This window comes from Bosea beijingensis (assembly GCF_030758975.1).
In the GTDB taxonomy this organism is placed as follows: Bacteria; Pseudomonadota; Alphaproteobacteria; order Rhizobiales; family Beijerinckiaceae; genus Allobosea; species Allobosea beijingensis.
Window position 1 is genome coordinate 4646848 of the sequence record NZ_CP132359.1, and the last position, 14674, is coordinate 4661521.

Sequence of the window (14674 nt, forward strand, 5' to 3'; positions counted from 1 at the left end):
ATGCACCATGCCGACGACCGCCAGCGCCGCCCTCAATCCCGATCTCATCGACACCGGCACGCCGCCGATCCCGGAGGCGCAGGGCTGGGCGCGTGCCTATGGCGGCGTCCGCGGCCCGCTGATCGACCTCTCGCAGGCGGTCCCCGGCGCCCCTCCGCCAGTCGCCCTGCTGGAGAAGCTCGCTGCGGCCGCGGCCGAGCCCGGCAGCACGCGCTATGGCGGCATCACCGGCGATGCGACCTTGCGCGAAGCCTATGCCAACGAAATCTCCCGCATCTACGGCACGGCCTTCAAGCCGGCCGAGGTCGCGATCACCTCGGGCTGCAATCAGGCTTATGTCGTGACGATGATGGCGCTGGCGCGGGCCGGCGACAACGTCCTGCTGCCGACGCCCTGGTATTTCAACCACGAGATGACGCTGACCATGCTCGGGGTCGAGGCCCGCCCGCTCCCCTGTGCGCCGGAAGCCGGCTTCGTTCCGGATGCCGCGACAGCCGAGGCACTGATCGACGAGCGCACCCGCGCCATCGTTCTCGTCACCCCCAACAACCCGACCGGCGCGGTCTATCCGCCAGAGACCATCGCCGCCTTCGCCGCGCTCTGTGCGAGGCGCGGCATCTGGCTGGTGCTGGACGAAACCTATCGCGATTTCCTACCCGCGGATGTTGCCAAGCCGCATGAAGTCTTTTCGGCAACGAGCTGGCGGGATTCAGTGATCGGCCTTTACAGCTTCTCGAAGGCCTATGCGATTCCGGGCTGGCGCCTCGGCGCGATCACGGCCGGCGAGCCGGCGCTCGCGCAGATCGGCAAGGTGCTCGATTGCGTCCAGATCAGCCCGGTCCGGGCCGGCCAGGCGGCGGTGACCTGGGGCATCGACGGCATCCGCGACTGGCGCGAGCGCAATCGCGCTGAGATCAACGCCCGCGCCGACCTCTTCCGCAATGCGATGGCGCCGCTCAATGGCTGGCGCGTGCTCTCGGCCGGCGCCTATTTCGCCTATGTCGCCCACCCGTTCGAAGGCGTGAAGGCGGCTGAGGTGGCGCGCCGTCTCGTCGAGGATTGCGGCGTGCTCGCCCTGCCCGGCCCCTATTTCGGCCCCGGTCAGGAGAACCACCTGCGCATCGCCATCGCCAATGTCACGGCCGACAGAATCGAAGAATTGCGCGAGCGGTTGACAGGGTTTTCGCTCTGACCTCACCGCCGTCATCCCGGACAAGCCGTGAAGCGGCGCCGATCCGGGATCCATCGTAGAGCGCATCGCCCTTTGATGGATTCCGGGTCTTCGCTGCGCTGCGCCCGGAATGACGTGCGGATGTTAGGCCCGTCCTACCGGAACAGTTCCGCATACCGGTCGCGATAGGCCCAGACCAGCATCGAGCCCAGCACCACCAGAATGACCGCGACCGGCAGGCCCTGCGGGTTGATCGTGGCGTGGAACAGCACGATCACCGCCATCACAGGCGCGATCAGCGCGAGCCCGAAGGCCGGCACGACATTGGAGATCAGGCTCAGCGCGCCGGTGAGGTTGATTGCCTTGATGAAGGGCCAGATGAAGCCGGAATCCTGCAAGGCGGTCTCGAAGACGACCCCACGCGGGCTGGTCGGCGGATGGATCAGGTTCACGCCTGTAGCGAGCCACCAGAAGCCGTCGACGGCGCTGATCAGGAAGATCACCCCAAGCAGGACGCGCGGGATGGTGACGAGGAAGAAGGTCTTCATGGGAATCCAGGCCGATGGAAGAAGCGCCCCGGCAATGCTGGTAACCAGCGCCGGAGCCATCCTTCGTCGCGGCTCGCAGCGTTCCGGTTCAATCGATGCGGCGACAATTCCGGCCTGCCCAGCAAACCCGCCCACGCGCTTGTGAGATGCGTCGGCGCCCTCTCCCGTTCATGAGGACAGCAGCAGCCACGCCAGACCCATGCCTCGACCGATGAACAGCGCCCAGACCCGCCGCTTCCTGCTTCAGCTTGCCGGGGCGGCTTCACTCTCAGGAGCGGCCAGCCTCGCCGCTCGCGCCGAAGGCGGCCCGGTCGCCGCTCCCGCGGCCGGACCGGGTTTTGCCAGCAAGACGCCGATCCGGATCGGCGCCGCCGCGCTCAAGGTGCGCGATATCGAACGGATAACCAGCTATTATCGCGACGTGATCGGTTTATCGGTGCTGGCGCGCGGCGCCGCCTCCGTTACGCTCGGCACCGCCGAAGGCGCCCTGCTGACACTGGAGCCGAAGCCAGGCGCCGCCCTGGAGCCGCCGACCGCTGCCGGCCTCTTCCACATCGCCTTCCTGATGCCGAGCCGGCGGGACCTCGCGCGCTGGCTGGTCCATGTCGCGCGCAACCAGACTCCGCTGACCGGCTTCGCCGACCACAGCGTCAGCGAGGCCGTCTATCTCAACGACCCCGAGGGCAACGGCATCGAGGTCTATGCCGACCGCCCGGCCGAAAACTGGCGCTGGGACAACGGCCGTGTGGTGATGGGCACGCACCGGCTCGATGTCGACGGCATCCTGTCCCTGACGAATACCGGCATCAGCGACTATGCGAAGGCGCCGGACGGGCTTCGCATCGGGCATATCCATCTGCGCGTCGGCGACGTCGATGCAGGCGACAAATTCTACAAGGACCTGCTTGGGCTCGCCCCGACCAGCCGGCGGGACACGGCAAGCTTCCTGTCCTCAGGCGGCTACCATCATCATCTCGCGCTCAATACCTGGAACAGCGCCGGCGCTGGATTGCGCGACGAGGCCAGCACCGGGCTCGCCTGGTTCTCGCTGATGACGCAGAAGCCGGAACTGATGGCTGCGCAGGCCGAACGCCTCGCCGGCGCGAAGCTGACGGCAGCGCCAATCTCCGGCGGTTTCGAGAGCCTCGATCCCTGGGGAACACGCGTCAGACTGCTGCAGGGCTAGGCGCGCCCTGCCCGGCCCTCACATCGTCGCGCCGATCTGCCACGGCACGTATTCGGCATCGCCATAGCCGAGCTGCTCGGACTTGCTCCGCTCGCCCGAGGCAATCTTGAGCAGCGTCTCGAAGATCTCGCGGCCCTTCGCTTCGAGCGAGACGCCGTCGAGCACGTCGCCGCAATTGATGTCCATGTCGTCGATCATCTTCTGGTAGATCGGCGTATTGGTCGCGAGCTTCACCGAGGGCGTCGGCTTGCAACCATAGGCCGAGCCGCGCCCGGTGGTGAAGGCGAGGATGTTCGAGCCGCCGGCGACTTGCCCCGTCGCGGCGACGGGATCGTAGCCGGGCGTGTCCATGTAGACGAAGCCCTTCGCCTTCACCGGCTCGGCATAATGGTAGACCGCCGAGAGCGTCTTGGTGCCGCCCTTGGCCGCCGCGCCCAGCGACTTCTCAAGGATGGTGGTCAAGCCCCCCGCCTTGTTCCCCGGCGAGGGGTTGTTGTTCATGCTCATCCGGGCGCGCTCGGTATAGTCCTCCCACCATTTGATGATGCCGACGAGCTTCTCACCGACCTCGCGGGTGGCGGCGCGCCGCGTCAGGAGATGCTCGGCGCCATAGATCTCGGGCGTCTCGGAGAGGATCGCCGTGCCGCCATGCTCGACGAGGATATCGACAGCCGCGCCCAGCGCCGGATTGGCAGTGATCCCGGAATAGCCGTCCGAGCCGCCGCATTGTAGCGCGAGCATCAGTTCGGAGGCTGGCACGGTCTCGCGTACCGCCTTGTTGGCGATCGGCAGCATCACCTTCAGCGCCTCGATGCCGGCCGCGACCGCCTTCTTCGTGCCGCCGGTCTCCTGGATCGTCAGCGTGCGGAAGACGTCGCTCTCGGTGACGCCATAGGCCTCCTTCATGCGGCTGATCTGGAAGCCCTCGCAGCCCAGCCCGACGACCAGCACCGCTGCCATGTTCGGATTGCAGGCATAGCCCCAGGTGGTGCGCTTCAGCACCTCGAAGCTCTCGCCATTATAGTCGATGCCGCAGCCCGTGCCGTGGGTCAGCGCGATCACGCCGTCGACATTCGGATAATCGGCGAGCAGCCCGGAGCGCTTGACCTCCTCGGCCATGAAGCGCGCGGCCGAGGCCGAGCAGTTCACCGAGGTCAGAATGCCCACGTAATTGCGGGTGCCGGCCTTGCCATTGGCGCGGCGGAAGCCCTCGAAGGTCGCCTGCTGCTCGACCGGCAGGACGAATTCGGGCTTGGCCTCCTGCGCGAAGGCGTAATCGCGATCGAAGGCGTGGAAGCCGGTATTGTGCTCGTGAACCCAGTCGCCCGGCACGATATCGGCTGTGGCGAAGCCGATGATCTGGCCGAATTTGCGTATCGGCTGGTCCTTGGCGATCGGCACGATCGCCATCTTGTGCCCGCGCGGGATGCGCTTCAGCGCCTCGACGCCGGCGGCGGTCACGCCGAGATCGACGGGATCGACGGCGACGACGACATTGTCGGCAGCGTTGAGCTTCAGCGTGCGGGGCGGCGCGGATTTGTCGAGCATGGCGGAAACCGGAACCTCTCGGCGCCGCGACGGCAGCGCGCGCTCCTAGAGATGCCCCCAACCGGCGGTCTTTTCAATCGGTTCAAATCAGAAGATCGGCAGCTTCGGCCCGGCCCGCTCCCTTTGCCTGCTCATGTCATTCCGGCTGCAGGCTCGCTCTCGTGCAGACTTGTCCGATGCTTTGAACTATCTAGAGGGTCTCGATCGACAGGATGGTGATCATGCAGCTTCGTTCCACGCTCACCTGCCCGCATTGCAGTCACCAAGCGACCGAAACGATGCCGACCGATGCCTGCCAGTTCTTCTATGAATGCGCCGGCTGCAATACCGTTCTCCGGCCGAAATCGGGCGATTGCTGCGTCTACTGCTCCTATGGCGACATGCCCTGCCCGCCGATCCAGGAGGCCCGGCTGACCGGGCAACCGTCGAATTGCTGCGGCTAGGCAGTGCCGGGATCGGAGCGCCCGAACCACCGGTTCACGCAACAGTAACCATCCAAGCCGATGTATCTCCTCAGGCCTTCCTGAGAGATACCCGATGCTGACCCGCCGCTCGTTTACTTTTCCCGCCCTCTCCGTCGCGGCAGCGGGCCTGGCCGGGTGCGGCTCGCGCAGCATCGTCGCGCTGCCAGATACCGGCGTCGGCCAGGCCCCGCAGGGTCTCGCCACGCGCACGCTCTCGCGGCCGAACTATGCCGAGGTCTATACCGACTATCCCGGCGAGCGCTTTCCGATCCAGGCGATCGATTATCAGCGCATCGACGCCCGCTATCTCAGGCAGACGGTCGCGTTTCCGCGCGACGACAAGCCGGGCTCGATCGTGGTCGATCCGGCAGGGTATCACCTCTATTTCGTGGAATCCCCGCGTGTCGCGACGCGCTACGGCGTCGGCGTCGGGCGCGAGGGCTTCGGCTGGTCTGGCTCAGCCCGGATCAACATGAAGCGCGACTGGGCCGATTGGGTCCCGCCGCCGGAGATGATCGCGCGCGATCCGGCGATCAGGTCCCAGCTCGAGCAGACCCCGCGCGGGCTCGGCGTGCGCGGCGGCTCGAAAAACCCGCTCGGCGCCCGCACGCTCTATCTCTTCGGCGAGGGGCGTGACCTCGGCTACCGCATCCACGGCACCTTCGAGCCCTACACGGTCGGCACCAACGTCTCGTCCGGCTGCATCCGCATGATCAACCAGGACATCGCCCATCTCTACGCGCGTGTATCGCTGGGCACGCCCGTGACCGTGCTTCCGGTGTGAGCCGGTTTCCGGCTTCGCGCAGGGCTTCCACATCGGGTGCCGCGAAGCCTCAAGCTTGCCAGCCGGACGGAGAGACGGCAATCTCCGCCCGGCTATGCGTTCAACGACTGTATGCCGGCAACCGCTCTCGTCCGGCAGTAGCACATGGGAAATCCCCGATCATGATCATCGATGGTAGGAATGGCGGCGCCGGTACGACGGCTTCGCTGGAACGCCGGCCCGGCCTTGTCGACCGCCGCTCGTTTCTGGTCGGTTCGGCCGTCGGCCTCGGCGCGCTGGGGCTCGGCGGTTGCGCCGGCGACGGCATGAGCCTCGCCGAAGCGCAGCAGATGTACGGGCCCGTGCCCGACAAGAAATTCGCGATTCCCGCCGCGGACGTCACCAAGGTCGATCGGAAATACTGGCGCCGCACCGTCCGCTACGAGAGCAAGGAAGAGCCCGGCACGATCATCGTCGATCCCGCCAATTACTATGTCTATCGCATCGAGGGCGACGGCAACGCCACCCGCTACGGCGCCAATGTCGGCCGCGACGGCTTCCGCTGGAACGGCGATGCCTATGTCGGGCGCAAGTCGGAATGGGCGACCTGGACCCCGCCGCCGGAAATGATCAAGCGCCAGCCCGAAGCCGCCAAATACGCGCGCGGCATGCCGGGCGGCCTCGAAAATCCGCTCGGCGCCCGCACGCTGCATCTCTACCAGAACGGCAAGTACACGCTCTACACGATCTATGCCTCGAGCGACGAGGAATCGATCGGCTCCGGCATCACCAGCGGCTGCGTCGGCCTGCTCAGCCAGGACATGATCGATCTCTACGATCAGACGCCGGTCAAGACGAAGGTGGTCGTCCTTCCGGCCTGAAGCCGCAGACCTCGGCCATATTCTGCTGCATTGAAAACCCCGGCCCTCGGCCGGGGTTTTTCATGAGCGGCGGGATGGTCTGTCCCTGCCGGCATGACCGAGCTCGAAACGGCGGCGAGAGCTCCCGTCTGCAAGCTGAAGCCACGAGAGCCTCAAGCCCCGATCGGCACCGCGACGAGCGGAAGCAGGGGCGCAGACGCCTAGCGCTGCTGCATCGCAAGGCGGATACCCAGAGCGCAATAGATGCCGCCGACCACCTTGCCCTGCCATTTGAGCACGGCCGGATGGCGGCGCAGAAACTGCCCGAGCCGGCCGGCCCCGAGCGCGAAGGCAACCGTGCTGACGAGGCCGAGCAGAATGAAGATGCCGCCGAGAATGGCCATCTGCAGCGACACCGCACCATTCTCGGGCCGCACGAATTGCGGCAGGAAGGCGAGGAAGAACAGGGCCGTCTTCGGGTTGAGGACTTCGGTCAGCAGGCCCTGGCGAAAGGCGGCGCTCGCAGAGATGGCTGGCACTCCGGAAGCCAGCTCGACGGGCGCTTTCTCGATCAGGGCGCGGATGCCGAGATAGAGCAGATAGGCGGCGCCGAGATACTTGATCGCGCTGAACAGCGTCGCCGAAGCCGCGATCACAGCCGAGATGCCGATGATCGCGGTGATCGTATGGATCAGGTCGCCGACCGCGATGCCAGCACCGGTCGCGATGCCGACCCGCGAACCCGAAGCCGTCGCGCGGGCGACCGTCAGCAATGTCGCCGGGCCCGGAATGAAGACGAAGCCCAGCACGATGAGCACATAAGCGGTCAAGGTTGCGAGATCGATCATCGGCTGTTTCTCCGTGGCGAAGAACCAAGGCCACTGACCGGAAAGAATGGCAAGCGGCAAGAGACCAGCGATCCGCAGGAGCCCTGCCCGCCCAGCTCCGCTCAAACGAAAAACCCCGACCTCGCGGCCGGGGTTCGCAAACGCAACTCAACTCACGGAAGCACGGCAGCCTGTCGGCTGCCGGCCCGGATCACGCCTTCGGGGCGGTCGGGACGGCCTTCGCGACGATGCCTTCGAACGGCTTGTAGGCGTCCTTGGCGAGAGCGGTGTAGAGCTCGCCCATCTTGGTGAGCTGGGCGACGGCGCCCTCGAACGAGGTCTTGATGAAGTCGGCCTGGATCTCCAGGGCCTTGTCGAAGGTCTTCACGCCAGCGAGCTTCTCGAGCGTGGCGGTGCCGGCTTCGAAGGACTTCTTGGCATAGTCGGTGGTCTCGACGGCGATCGCCTGCACACCCTTCGAGGTGGTGCCGAAAGCCTTGAGAGCGGCGTCGACGTTGTCCTTGGAAGCCTTCTGGATGGTCTCGAACTGCTGGATCATGGGTCGTCTCCTGGCACTCTGCGGTGCCGCCTTAGGTGAGTGGGCCGGATCGGCCTGTTAGCTGCCCCAAGGCTGTGTGAACATGATCACCACCGGGGACTGACTGCATATTGTGCATTGCAACATGAATGTCAAGAGAACGCTGCAATGCACCAAACGCAGATCGTTCCACTGGCAACCGTTCAAGTTTTAACGGCTCCGTAACCGCATCCTCCTAACCTCTCCAACTGTGTCCCCTGCGCCACGATGCGCCAGGCGCGGGATCGGCCCATGGTTGTGAGTTCGAGGCGGGTTCATGTTGTCTGGTTGCGTTGGGTTGCGGCGGTCGCGTCTGCGAACCGTTGCGGGTCTGATCGGTGTCGTTGCCGTTGCGGCCACGATCGCCTCCTCCCCTGCCGAGGCGCGCAAGCGCCGTAACGCGGGCGGCGGCTACACGCCCCCTTATGCCGCGATGGTGGTCGACGCGAAGACCGGCCGCACGCTGCACGCGGTGAACGAGGATGCAGCCCGCATCCCGGCCTCGCTGACCAAGGTCATGACGCTCTACATGCTCTTCGAGCAGATGGAGCGCGGCCGCTTCACCATGGATTCCGAACTCAAGGTCTCGTCCTATGCGGCCTCGCAACCGCCGACCAAGCTCGGTCTGCGCCCCGGCTCGACCATCGCGGTCGAGGACGCCATCAAGAGCATGATCACGCTCTCGGCCAACGACTCCTCGGTCGTCGTCGCCGAGAACATCGCTGGCTCCGAGGACGCCTTCGCCGAGCAGATGACGCGCAAGGCGCGCTCGCTCGGCATGAGCTCGACCCGCTTCTACAATCCGCACGGTCTGCCGCATTCCCCGCCGAACCTGACGACCGCGCGCGACCTCACCATCCTTGCCCGCGCCATCCAGGAGCGCTTCCCGAAGTACTATCCCCTGTTCTCGATGCGCGCCTTCCAGTACGGCAGCCGCACGATCCGCGGGCACAACCGCCTGCTCGGCAAGGTCGAGGGCGTCGACGGCATCAAGACCGGCTACACCCGCGCATCCGGCTTCAACCTGATGACCTCGGCCAAGGCGGAAGGCCGCCATGTGGTCTCGATCGTGCTCGGCGGCCGTTCCGGTGCCTCGCGCGACCAGATCATGACCGATCTCGTGCTTGCCAGCCTGCCGCGCGCCTCGACCAGCGGCCGTTCCTCGGTGATGGTCGCCGAGGCCCCGGAGCCGGAGGAGCGCCCCCGCTCCCTCTCGGTCCAGCAGGTCGCCGTGGCCGAGCCCGCGCCGATCCCGGTGCCGCGTCCGCGCCAGCAGCCGCAGGTCGAGGAGCAGCCGGCCCTTCCGGCCGCCGCCCGCGCCTACGCTCCGATGCCGACCACCACGCCGATCGCGCCGCCGCGCCCGATCGCCGTCGCCGGAGGCCAGCCGCTACAGATTTCCGGCATGCGCCCGGTCGCCGCCACGACGACGCCGTCCGCCATGCGCTGGTCGATCGGCGCCCAGCCGGCCGATGCCAAGGTCCTGCGCCCGCCGGCGAATGTCGACGTCACCTCTTCGATCGCAAAGGTGCCGGAGCCCGCCGCCGAGCCTGTGAAACTCGCCGAAGCCAGGATCGACATTCCGGCCGCCCCGGTCGCCTACAAGGTCGAGGCCGCCCCCGCCAAGGCTCAGGTTCAGGAGCCGGTTCCCGCCATGTCGCATCAGGCCGCGATCGTCGCCTCCGGCAAATGGGTGATCCAGCTCGGCGCCACCGATGACGAGGGCAAGGCCAAGGAAATCCTGGCCCGCGCCAAGGCCAGGGCCTCGACCTCGCTCGCCAGCGCCTCGCCGTTCACCGAGAAGGTCGCGAAGGGCGGCTCCACCCTCTTCCGTGCCCGCTTCGCCGGCTTCGACGACTCGAAGGACGCGCAGAACGCCTGCAACCAGTTGAAGCGCGGCGGCTTCTCCTGCTTCGCCACCCGAAGCTGACCAGGGACCCGGGAAAGGAGTTCACGACATGTCGCAGACCCACTCCCCGACCCCTTCGCTAGCGCTGCTTCAGAAGGACGTCCTTGGCCTGGTTGACGCGAGCGGCAAGGCCGCTGGTGCCCCCGGCATCCGGGTGGATGCGCTTCATCAGGGCCCGATGGGCTTCGCGGACCGCCTCCTCGCCCGCCCCCGATTGAAGCCCCAGGATATCGTAGGCCTCCTGCTGCGTCATCGCGCCCGCGCCCGGCGCGCCGCGCTGCCCCGCGTCGCGATCACGCTGAGCGTCTTCACGCCAGCCGGGCGTCCGGCGGTCGAGATATGCCTCTAGCAAACGCGCGCCGTCCGGGTCGCGCGTGAGGCAGTCGCGCATCAGCGCGGCAAGCTCAGCCATATCCAGGCTGTCGAGTGCCCGCCCCGCATAGGGGCCGGCGGCGACGGTGCCGGCCATCCCCCCGCTGTCATGGTCGAGTTCCACCTCCAGGAGCGCCGACTTGACCTTCGAGGTCGCGCCCGGCGTCGGGCCGGAACGATCGGCCCACGGAAAGCGGATGCCGCCCGGTCCGGTCGCACTCCAGCCAAGCAGCCAGGCGCCGATACCGCCGAGGAAGATCGCCATATCCATCCGGCCGCGCACCATCAGCAGCCCGGCGACGCCGAGCGCAGCGATGCCACCACCGGTCTTCGCCAAGCGCGCCAGCACCTTTGGATTGGCTCCCGCGAAAAGCTTCGCCAGCCACCAGACCAGGATCAGGACGGCAGCGCCGTAGAGCAGGCTCACCGCTTGCCTCCATCCATCGCGGCGATCAGCCCCTTCACCGCAGGGGTCGAGCCGGCCAAACGCAACATCGCCGCGCGCCCGCCGGCCGCATAGGCGGCAGCCCCGCGCAGGAGATCGAGCAGCGAAGCCGGCGCAGTCACGTCGAAGCGGGCATGGGCGCCGCCGGTCAGCCGCGCGATCGTCGCGAAGGCGTTGCTCGCCACCGGATCGTGCCCCTCCTGGAAGACGAAGCCGCGGATGCCGCGCAGGCCAAGCTCACCGGCCAGCGCCGACAGCGAATCGACATCCTCTTCCATCGCATCGCCGACATAGACGAAGGCCCTGACCGGAACGGCTTTCGCCTCGTCGCGGACATGGCGCAACACGCGGGCGATCTGGGTCTGCCCGCCTTCGCAGGCGATCTTGCGCATCAGGCCGGTCAGGCGCGCCGGCTCACCGACCCAGCCTGAGGCGCGACATTCGCCGATCCCCCGGAAGTAGACGAGCTGCACTGCAAGGCCGCCGCCGGATTCTGGGATCCTGGAGGTCACGTCGAACATCCGGGCCTGCAGCGAGCAGGCGAGGTCCCAGGTCGGCTGGCGGCTCATCGTGGCATCGAGCGCGAAGACCAATCGCCCCGCCTGCCCCGTTGCCAGGGGCGCGAGCTGCTTCGCGGCGCCAAGAAAACGGTCGATCTCGCCCGGCTGCGAATGCGTCGCCGGCGCGGTCGCTCCCACCTTCCCGACGGCCCGGTCCTTCCTCTCGCTCATCGGCCCCTTCGATCCGCCTGAATCATCTCCACGCCCTGATATTGGCCATGACGCCGGCATTTGCTACCCGTGCGCCGGACGGAGGCGCGCGAATGGCCGGCATCACGATCTTCGAGACGGTCGCCGCGATGCGTGAGGCCGTCGCCGGCTGGCACGCCGCCGGTGATAAGGTCGCGCTGGTGCCGACCATGGGCGCGCTGCACGAAGGCCATATCGCGCTGGTCAGCGAAGGCCAGCGCCATGCGAAGCGAGTGATCGTCACGATCTTCGTCAATCCGACGCAATTCGCCCCGCATGAGGATTTCAAGAAGTACCCGCGCACCTTCGATGACGATTGCGCCAAGCTCGTCGCGGCCGGCGCCGATGCGGCGTTCTTCCCATCGGTCGAGGAGATGTACCCGGCCGGCTTCGCCACACGCGTGCTGCTGCTCGGCCCGGCTGCCGTCGGCCTGGAAGACCGCTTCCGCCCGACGCATTTCGAGGGCGTCGCGACGATCTGCTGCAAGCTCTTCACACAGTCACGTGCCGACTGCGCGATCTTTGGCGAGAAGGACTATCAGCAGCTCAAGGTCGTGACCCGCATGGCCGCCGATCTCGACCTCGGCATCGAGATCGTACCGCTCGCGACGATCCGCGAGGCGGACGGCCTCGCCATGTCCTCGCGCAATCGCTACCTCTCAGCCGAACATCGCGCGCTGGCGCCGCTGCTGCACCGTGTGATGCAGAACCTCGCCGCCCGCATCCGCAACCGCGACGACCTGTTCAAGGCAGTCGCAGACGCCCAGAACGAGATCATCACCGCCGGCTTCGAGCTCGACTATCTGGAAGCGCGCCATGCCGAGAGGCTGGCGCCGGTCACCTCGCTGTCGGATGGCCCGATCCGCCTGATCCTTGCGGCCCGCATCGGCAGCACGCGCTTGCTCGACAATATTCCGGTCTAGGCCGCCTACAACAGCCCCAGCCCGGCCAGCTCCCGCCGCAGCTCCTCCGGCATCTCGCCGACATCGCCGCCATGCTCCGAGAGATCGCGCGGAGCGTCCTTCGCCTGCAGGTAGCGCCAGCCCTGGAAGGGGCGGAACGGGCGCGGCTCGACCGGCACCACGATCGGCTCCATCACCAGATGGCAGCGGCCGATACCCTCGCCATCGGTGAAGGGGCGGATGTCGGTGAGCCGCTGGCGTGCCGAGATCTGGCCCTTGATTACCCAGTAGAGCGAGCCTCCATCGAGGATCTCCTCGATCTTCTTCGGCACCATGCGCGTGGTGTGTAACTGCTCGGCCGGCTCGCCGCGGGCGCGGCGCTGTGCCTGGCGCTCGGCGATCCAGTCCTCGAGATCGCTGATCGATTCCGCGCCGACGCAGAGCTTGAGCAAGTGAAGGGACATGGCCGCAAAATAGGCCCGCGCCCGACGGCGGACCAGTCCCCGTCGCGCTTCTCCACAGCCCGACCTTCAGTCCCGATGGGCCGGCACGTTGACGAGCCGGCCGAAGAGATCGCCATAGAACGCTTGCGCCAGCTTGGGTTCCGCGGTTGCGATGTTGGCCACGATTCGCTTCACGATCATTCCGACCTCCCGAACCAGACACGGACGCTTCCCATGCGCGGACTAGCAGGCAAGGTCATTCTCGTCACCGGCTCCTCGACCGGCATCGGCTTCGCGATGGCCGAGCGCCTCGTCACTGAGGGCGCCAAGGTGCTGATCCATGGCCGCGATGCGGCGGAAGTCGATGCGGCCGTGGCGAAGCTCGGCGCGGCGACGGCCGGCGCGACCGGCGATCTCGCCGAGCCCGCGACCGCCCAAGTGATCGTCGACGCCACGACCGCTGCCTTCGGCCGCATCGACGGCCTCGTGAACAATGCCGGCATCTATCCGCGCGGCATCCTGACCGAGACCACCGCCGCCTTCTTCGACTATATGTTCGCGATCAACACCCGCGCGCCCCTGCTCTGCGCCGAGGCCGCGATCCGCGCCTTCCGCGCCCAGAAATCGCCCGGCGCCATCGTCACCGTCGGTTCGATCAACGCCTATTGCGGCCTCTCGAACCTCACAGTCTATTCGATGTCGAAGGGCGCGCTGATGACGATGACGCGCAATCTCGCCAATACGCTCGGCGCCGAGCGCATCCGTGCCAACCAGCTCAATGTCGGCTGGACCTGGACCGCCAACGAGGACGCGACGCAGCAGCGCGAAGGCCGTGAAGCCGGCTGGCAGAACCATCTCCCACTGCGCGACGCCCCGACCGGCCGGATCATGCAGCCGGAGGAGATCGCCGCCCACACCGCCTTCTGGCTCTCGGAGGACAGCGCGCCGGTCTCCGGCCAGATCTACGAGGCCGAGCAGTTCCCGGTGATCGGCCGCGGATGAGCTGGATTTCCCGGGAGGTTTTCGAGCCCTGGCTTACCCGCTGGGGTCTTGTGTCCGACGGCGAGCCGATCCGAACCCACGCCAGCCATCTGCTGCCTGTGTCGCAAAGCGGCGCGCCAGCAATGCTCAAGCTGCCGGAAGTCGAGGACGAGCGGCGCGGCTACCTGCCGCTGGAATACTGGAACGGCGATGGTGCCGCCCGCCTGCTCGCCCGCAGCGACGGCGGCGAGGCCATGCTGATCGAACGCGCCACCGGCGGGCGCTCGCTCGCTTCCATGGCCCGCAGCGGCGCCGAGGGCGACGACGAAGCCACCTCCATCCTCTGCGACGCCATCGCGGCCCTGCAGAAGCCACGCGGCCCGGTTCCCACCGGGCTGATCCCGCTCGACATCTGGTTCAAGGACCTGTTTCCGGCGGCGGCCCGGCATGGCGGCCTTGTCGCCCGTGCCGCGGTGGAGGCAAACGCACTGTTGCCCGCACAGCAGGAAATTCTGCCGCTTCATGCCGACCTGCACCACGACAACGTCCTCGATTTCGAGGATCGTGGCTGGCTCGCCATCGATCCGAAATCGGTGATCGGCGACCGCGCCTTCGAATACACGATCCTGTTCTGCGACCCCGATCTCGCCGATCCGCGACCGCAGGTCGCCGTCGCGCCCGGCGCCTTCGAGCGCCGGCTGGAGATCGTGCTGGCGAAATCGGGGCTGGAACGGCAACGATTGCTGCGCTGGATCATCGCCTGGTGTGGCTTGTCGGCAGCCTGGTTCATGGGCGATGATGACCCGCTGGCGGAGATCAATCTGACGATCCTGGCGAAGGCGGCCGCAGCGCTGGACGCCTAGTACGCCGTCATGCTCGCCCTTGTGGTGAGCATCCACGCCTTGAGCACGGGCTTCGACCAGCGAAGA

General features: G+C 67.0%; 16 protein-coding genes. 9 read left to right on the forward strand and 7 right to left on the reverse strand.

Translation table 11 applies throughout. The annotated features are described in order from the left end of the window. The first annotated feature begins 7 nt into the window (after positions 1 to 7). Positions 8 to 1192, forward strand: coding sequence for an aminotransferase (locus Q9235_RS22155; RefSeq protein ID WP_306223941.1), 1185 nt, complete (start codon positions 8 to 10; stop codon positions 1190 to 1192). A 134-nt stretch (positions 1193 to 1326) separates the two neighbouring features. Here Q9235_RS22155 and Q9235_RS22160 read toward each other — a convergent pair whose 3' ends face one another. Continuing rightward, complete coding sequence (locus Q9235_RS22160) at positions 1327 to 1719, reverse strand: hypothetical protein (protein WP_306223942.1); 393 nt, start codon at positions 1717 to 1719, stop codon at positions 1327 to 1329. Positions 1720 to 1930: 211 nt separating this feature from the next. Here Q9235_RS22160 and Q9235_RS22165 point away from each other — a divergent pair, with 211 nt between their 5' ends. Then, positions 1931 to 2905 carry a VOC family protein gene (locus Q9235_RS22165; protein WP_306223943.1) on the forward strand — a complete coding sequence of 325 codons (975 nt, stop codon included), beginning with the start codon at positions 1931 to 1933 and terminating at the stop codon, positions 2903 to 2905. Positions 2906 to 2923: 18 nt separating this feature from the next. On the opposite strand, the gene Q9235_RS22170 is transcribed toward Q9235_RS22165, so the two are convergent. Then, entirely contained in the window at positions 2924 to 4453 is a 1530-nt protein-coding gene (locus Q9235_RS22170; protein ID WP_306223944.1) for a UxaA family hydrolase, read from the reverse strand. Positions 4454 to 4674: 221 nt separating this feature from the next. Here Q9235_RS22170 and Q9235_RS22175 point away from each other — a divergent pair, with 221 nt between their 5' ends. From Q9235_RS22175 to Q9235_RS22185, 3 genes are all read left to right on the forward strand, one after another. Then, positions 4675 to 4896: a GDCCVxC domain-containing (seleno)protein gene (locus Q9235_RS22175; RefSeq protein WP_306223945.1), complete on the forward strand. Its 222-nt coding sequence runs from the start codon at positions 4675 to 4677 to the stop codon at positions 4894 to 4896. Positions 4897 to 4990: 94 nt separating this feature from the next. Then, positions 4991 to 5701: a L,D-transpeptidase gene (locus Q9235_RS22180; protein WP_306223946.1), complete on the forward strand. Its 711-nt coding sequence runs from the start codon at positions 4991 to 4993 to the stop codon at positions 5699 to 5701. Between the two features lie 161 nt (positions 5702 to 5862). Further along, positions 5863 to 6561, forward strand: a complete 699-nt coding sequence (locus Q9235_RS22185) for a L,D-transpeptidase (protein WP_306223948.1) — start codon at positions 5863 to 5865, stop codon at positions 6559 to 6561. Positions 6562 to 6761: 200 nt separating this feature from the next. On the opposite strand, the gene Q9235_RS22190 is transcribed toward Q9235_RS22185, so the two are convergent. Beyond that, on the reverse strand, positions 6762 to 7388 hold the full coding sequence (locus tag Q9235_RS22190; protein WP_306223949.1) for a LysE family translocator: 627 nt from the start codon (positions 7386 to 7388) through the stop codon (positions 6762 to 6764). 190 nt (positions 7389 to 7578) lie between these two features. Further along, positions 7579 to 7926, reverse strand: a complete 348-nt coding sequence (locus Q9235_RS22195; RefSeq protein ID WP_257735153.1) for a phasin family protein — start codon at positions 7924 to 7926, stop codon at positions 7579 to 7581. A 295-nt stretch (positions 7927 to 8221) separates the two neighbouring features. On the opposite strand from Q9235_RS22195, the gene Q9235_RS22200 reads away from it, so the two are divergent. Then, positions 8222 to 9874: an SPOR domain-containing protein gene (locus tag Q9235_RS22200; protein WP_306223950.1), complete on the forward strand. Its 1653-nt coding sequence runs from the start codon at positions 8222 to 8224 to the stop codon at positions 9872 to 9874. A gap of 58 nt (positions 9875 to 9932) precedes the next feature. Here Q9235_RS22200 and Q9235_RS22205 read toward each other — a convergent pair whose 3' ends face one another. Together Q9235_RS22205 and Q9235_RS22210 are read right to left on the reverse strand one after the other, a co-directional pair. Then, positions 9933 to 10652, reverse strand: a complete 720-nt coding sequence (locus Q9235_RS22205; protein ID WP_306223951.1) for a J domain-containing protein — start codon at positions 10650 to 10652, stop codon at positions 9933 to 9935. Then, the gene (locus Q9235_RS22210; RefSeq protein WP_306223953.1) at positions 10649 to 11401 is read right to left on the reverse strand and encodes a VWA domain-containing protein; all 753 of its coding nucleotides are present in this window, start codon (positions 11399 to 11401) and stop codon (positions 10649 to 10651) included. The genes Q9235_RS22205 and Q9235_RS22210 overlap by 4 nt, the downstream gene beginning before the upstream one ends. A gap of 92 nt (positions 11402 to 11493) precedes the next feature. Between Q9235_RS22210 and panC the strand changes: the two genes are divergently transcribed. Then, the gene (gene panC / locus Q9235_RS22215; RefSeq protein WP_306223954.1) at positions 11494 to 12342 is read left to right on the forward strand and encodes a pantoate--beta-alanine ligase; all 849 of its coding nucleotides are present in this window, start codon (positions 11494 to 11496) and stop codon (positions 12340 to 12342) included. A 5-nt stretch (positions 12343 to 12347) separates the two neighbouring features. On the opposite strand, the gene Q9235_RS22220 is transcribed toward panC, so the two are convergent. After that, a complete protein-coding gene (locus tag Q9235_RS22220; RefSeq protein ID WP_306223956.1) occupies positions 12348 to 12785 on the reverse strand; it encodes a DUF1489 family protein in 438 nt (145 codons plus the stop codon). A 213-nt stretch (positions 12786 to 12998) separates the two neighbouring features. Between Q9235_RS22220 and Q9235_RS22225 the strand changes: the two genes are divergently transcribed. Both Q9235_RS22225 and Q9235_RS22230 read left to right on the forward strand, forming a co-directional pair. Continuing rightward, positions 12999 to 13766 (forward strand): SDR family oxidoreductase, encoded by a 768-nt coding sequence (locus Q9235_RS22225; protein ID WP_306223958.1) that lies wholly within the window; start codon positions 12999 to 13001, stop codon positions 13764 to 13766. Further along, positions 13763 to 14608, forward strand: a complete 846-nt coding sequence (locus Q9235_RS22230) for an aminoglycoside phosphotransferase family protein (protein WP_306223959.1) — start codon at positions 13763 to 13765, stop codon at positions 14606 to 14608. The genes Q9235_RS22225 and Q9235_RS22230 overlap by 4 nt, the downstream gene beginning before the upstream one ends. Positions 14609 to 14674: the final 66 nt, after the last annotated feature.

Excerpts from the sequence above, each read along its gene's own strand:
- Q9235_RS22155 (WP_306223941.1), top strand. The coding sequence starts at position 8 with ATGCCGACGACCGCCAGCGCCGCCCTCAATCCCGATCTCATCGACACC.
- Q9235_RS22160 (WP_306223942.1), bottom strand. The coding sequence starts at position 1,719 with ATGAAGACCTTCTTCCTCGTCACCATCCCGCGCGTCCTGCTTGGGGTG.
- Q9235_RS22165 (WP_306223943.1), top strand. The coding sequence starts at position 1,931 with ATGAACAGCGCCCAGACCCGCCGCTTCCTGCTTCAGCTTGCCGGGGCG.
- Q9235_RS22170 (WP_306223944.1), bottom strand. The coding sequence starts at position 4,453 with ATGCTCGACAAATCCGCGCCGCCCCGCACGCTGAAGCTCAACGCTGCC.
- Q9235_RS22175 (WP_306223945.1), top strand. The coding sequence starts at position 4,675 with ATGCAGCTTCGTTCCACGCTCACCTGCCCGCATTGCAGTCACCAAGCG.
- Q9235_RS22180 (WP_306223946.1), top strand. The coding sequence starts at position 4,991 with ATGCTGACCCGCCGCTCGTTTACTTTTCCCGCCCTCTCCGTCGCGGCA.
- Q9235_RS22185 (WP_306223948.1), top strand. The coding sequence starts at position 5,863 with ATGATCATCGATGGTAGGAATGGCGGCGCCGGTACGACGGCTTCGCTG.
- Q9235_RS22190 (WP_306223949.1), bottom strand. The coding sequence starts at position 7,388 with ATGATCGATCTCGCAACCTTGACCGCTTATGTGCTCATCGTGCTGGGC.
- Q9235_RS22195 (WP_257735153.1), bottom strand. The coding sequence starts at position 7,926 with ATGATCCAGCAGTTCGAGACCATCCAGAAGGCTTCCAAGGACAACGTC.
- Q9235_RS22200 (WP_306223950.1), top strand. The coding sequence starts at position 8,222 with ATGTTGTCTGGTTGCGTTGGGTTGCGGCGGTCGCGTCTGCGAACCGTT.
- Q9235_RS22210 (WP_306223953.1), bottom strand. The coding sequence starts at position 11,401 with ATGAGCGAGAGGAAGGACCGGGCCGTCGGGAAGGTGGGAGCGACCGCG.
- panC (WP_306223954.1), top strand. The coding sequence starts at position 11,494 with ATGGCCGGCATCACGATCTTCGAGACGGTCGCCGCGATGCGTGAGGCC.
- Q9235_RS22220 (WP_306223956.1), bottom strand. The coding sequence starts at position 12,785 with ATGTCCCTTCACTTGCTCAAGCTCTGCGTCGGCGCGGAATCGATCAGC.
- Q9235_RS22225 (WP_306223958.1), top strand. The coding sequence starts at position 12,999 with ATGCGCGGACTAGCAGGCAAGGTCATTCTCGTCACCGGCTCCTCGACC.
- Q9235_RS22230 (WP_306223959.1), top strand. The coding sequence starts at position 13,763 with ATGAGCTGGATTTCCCGGGAGGTTTTCGAGCCCTGGCTTACCCGCTGG.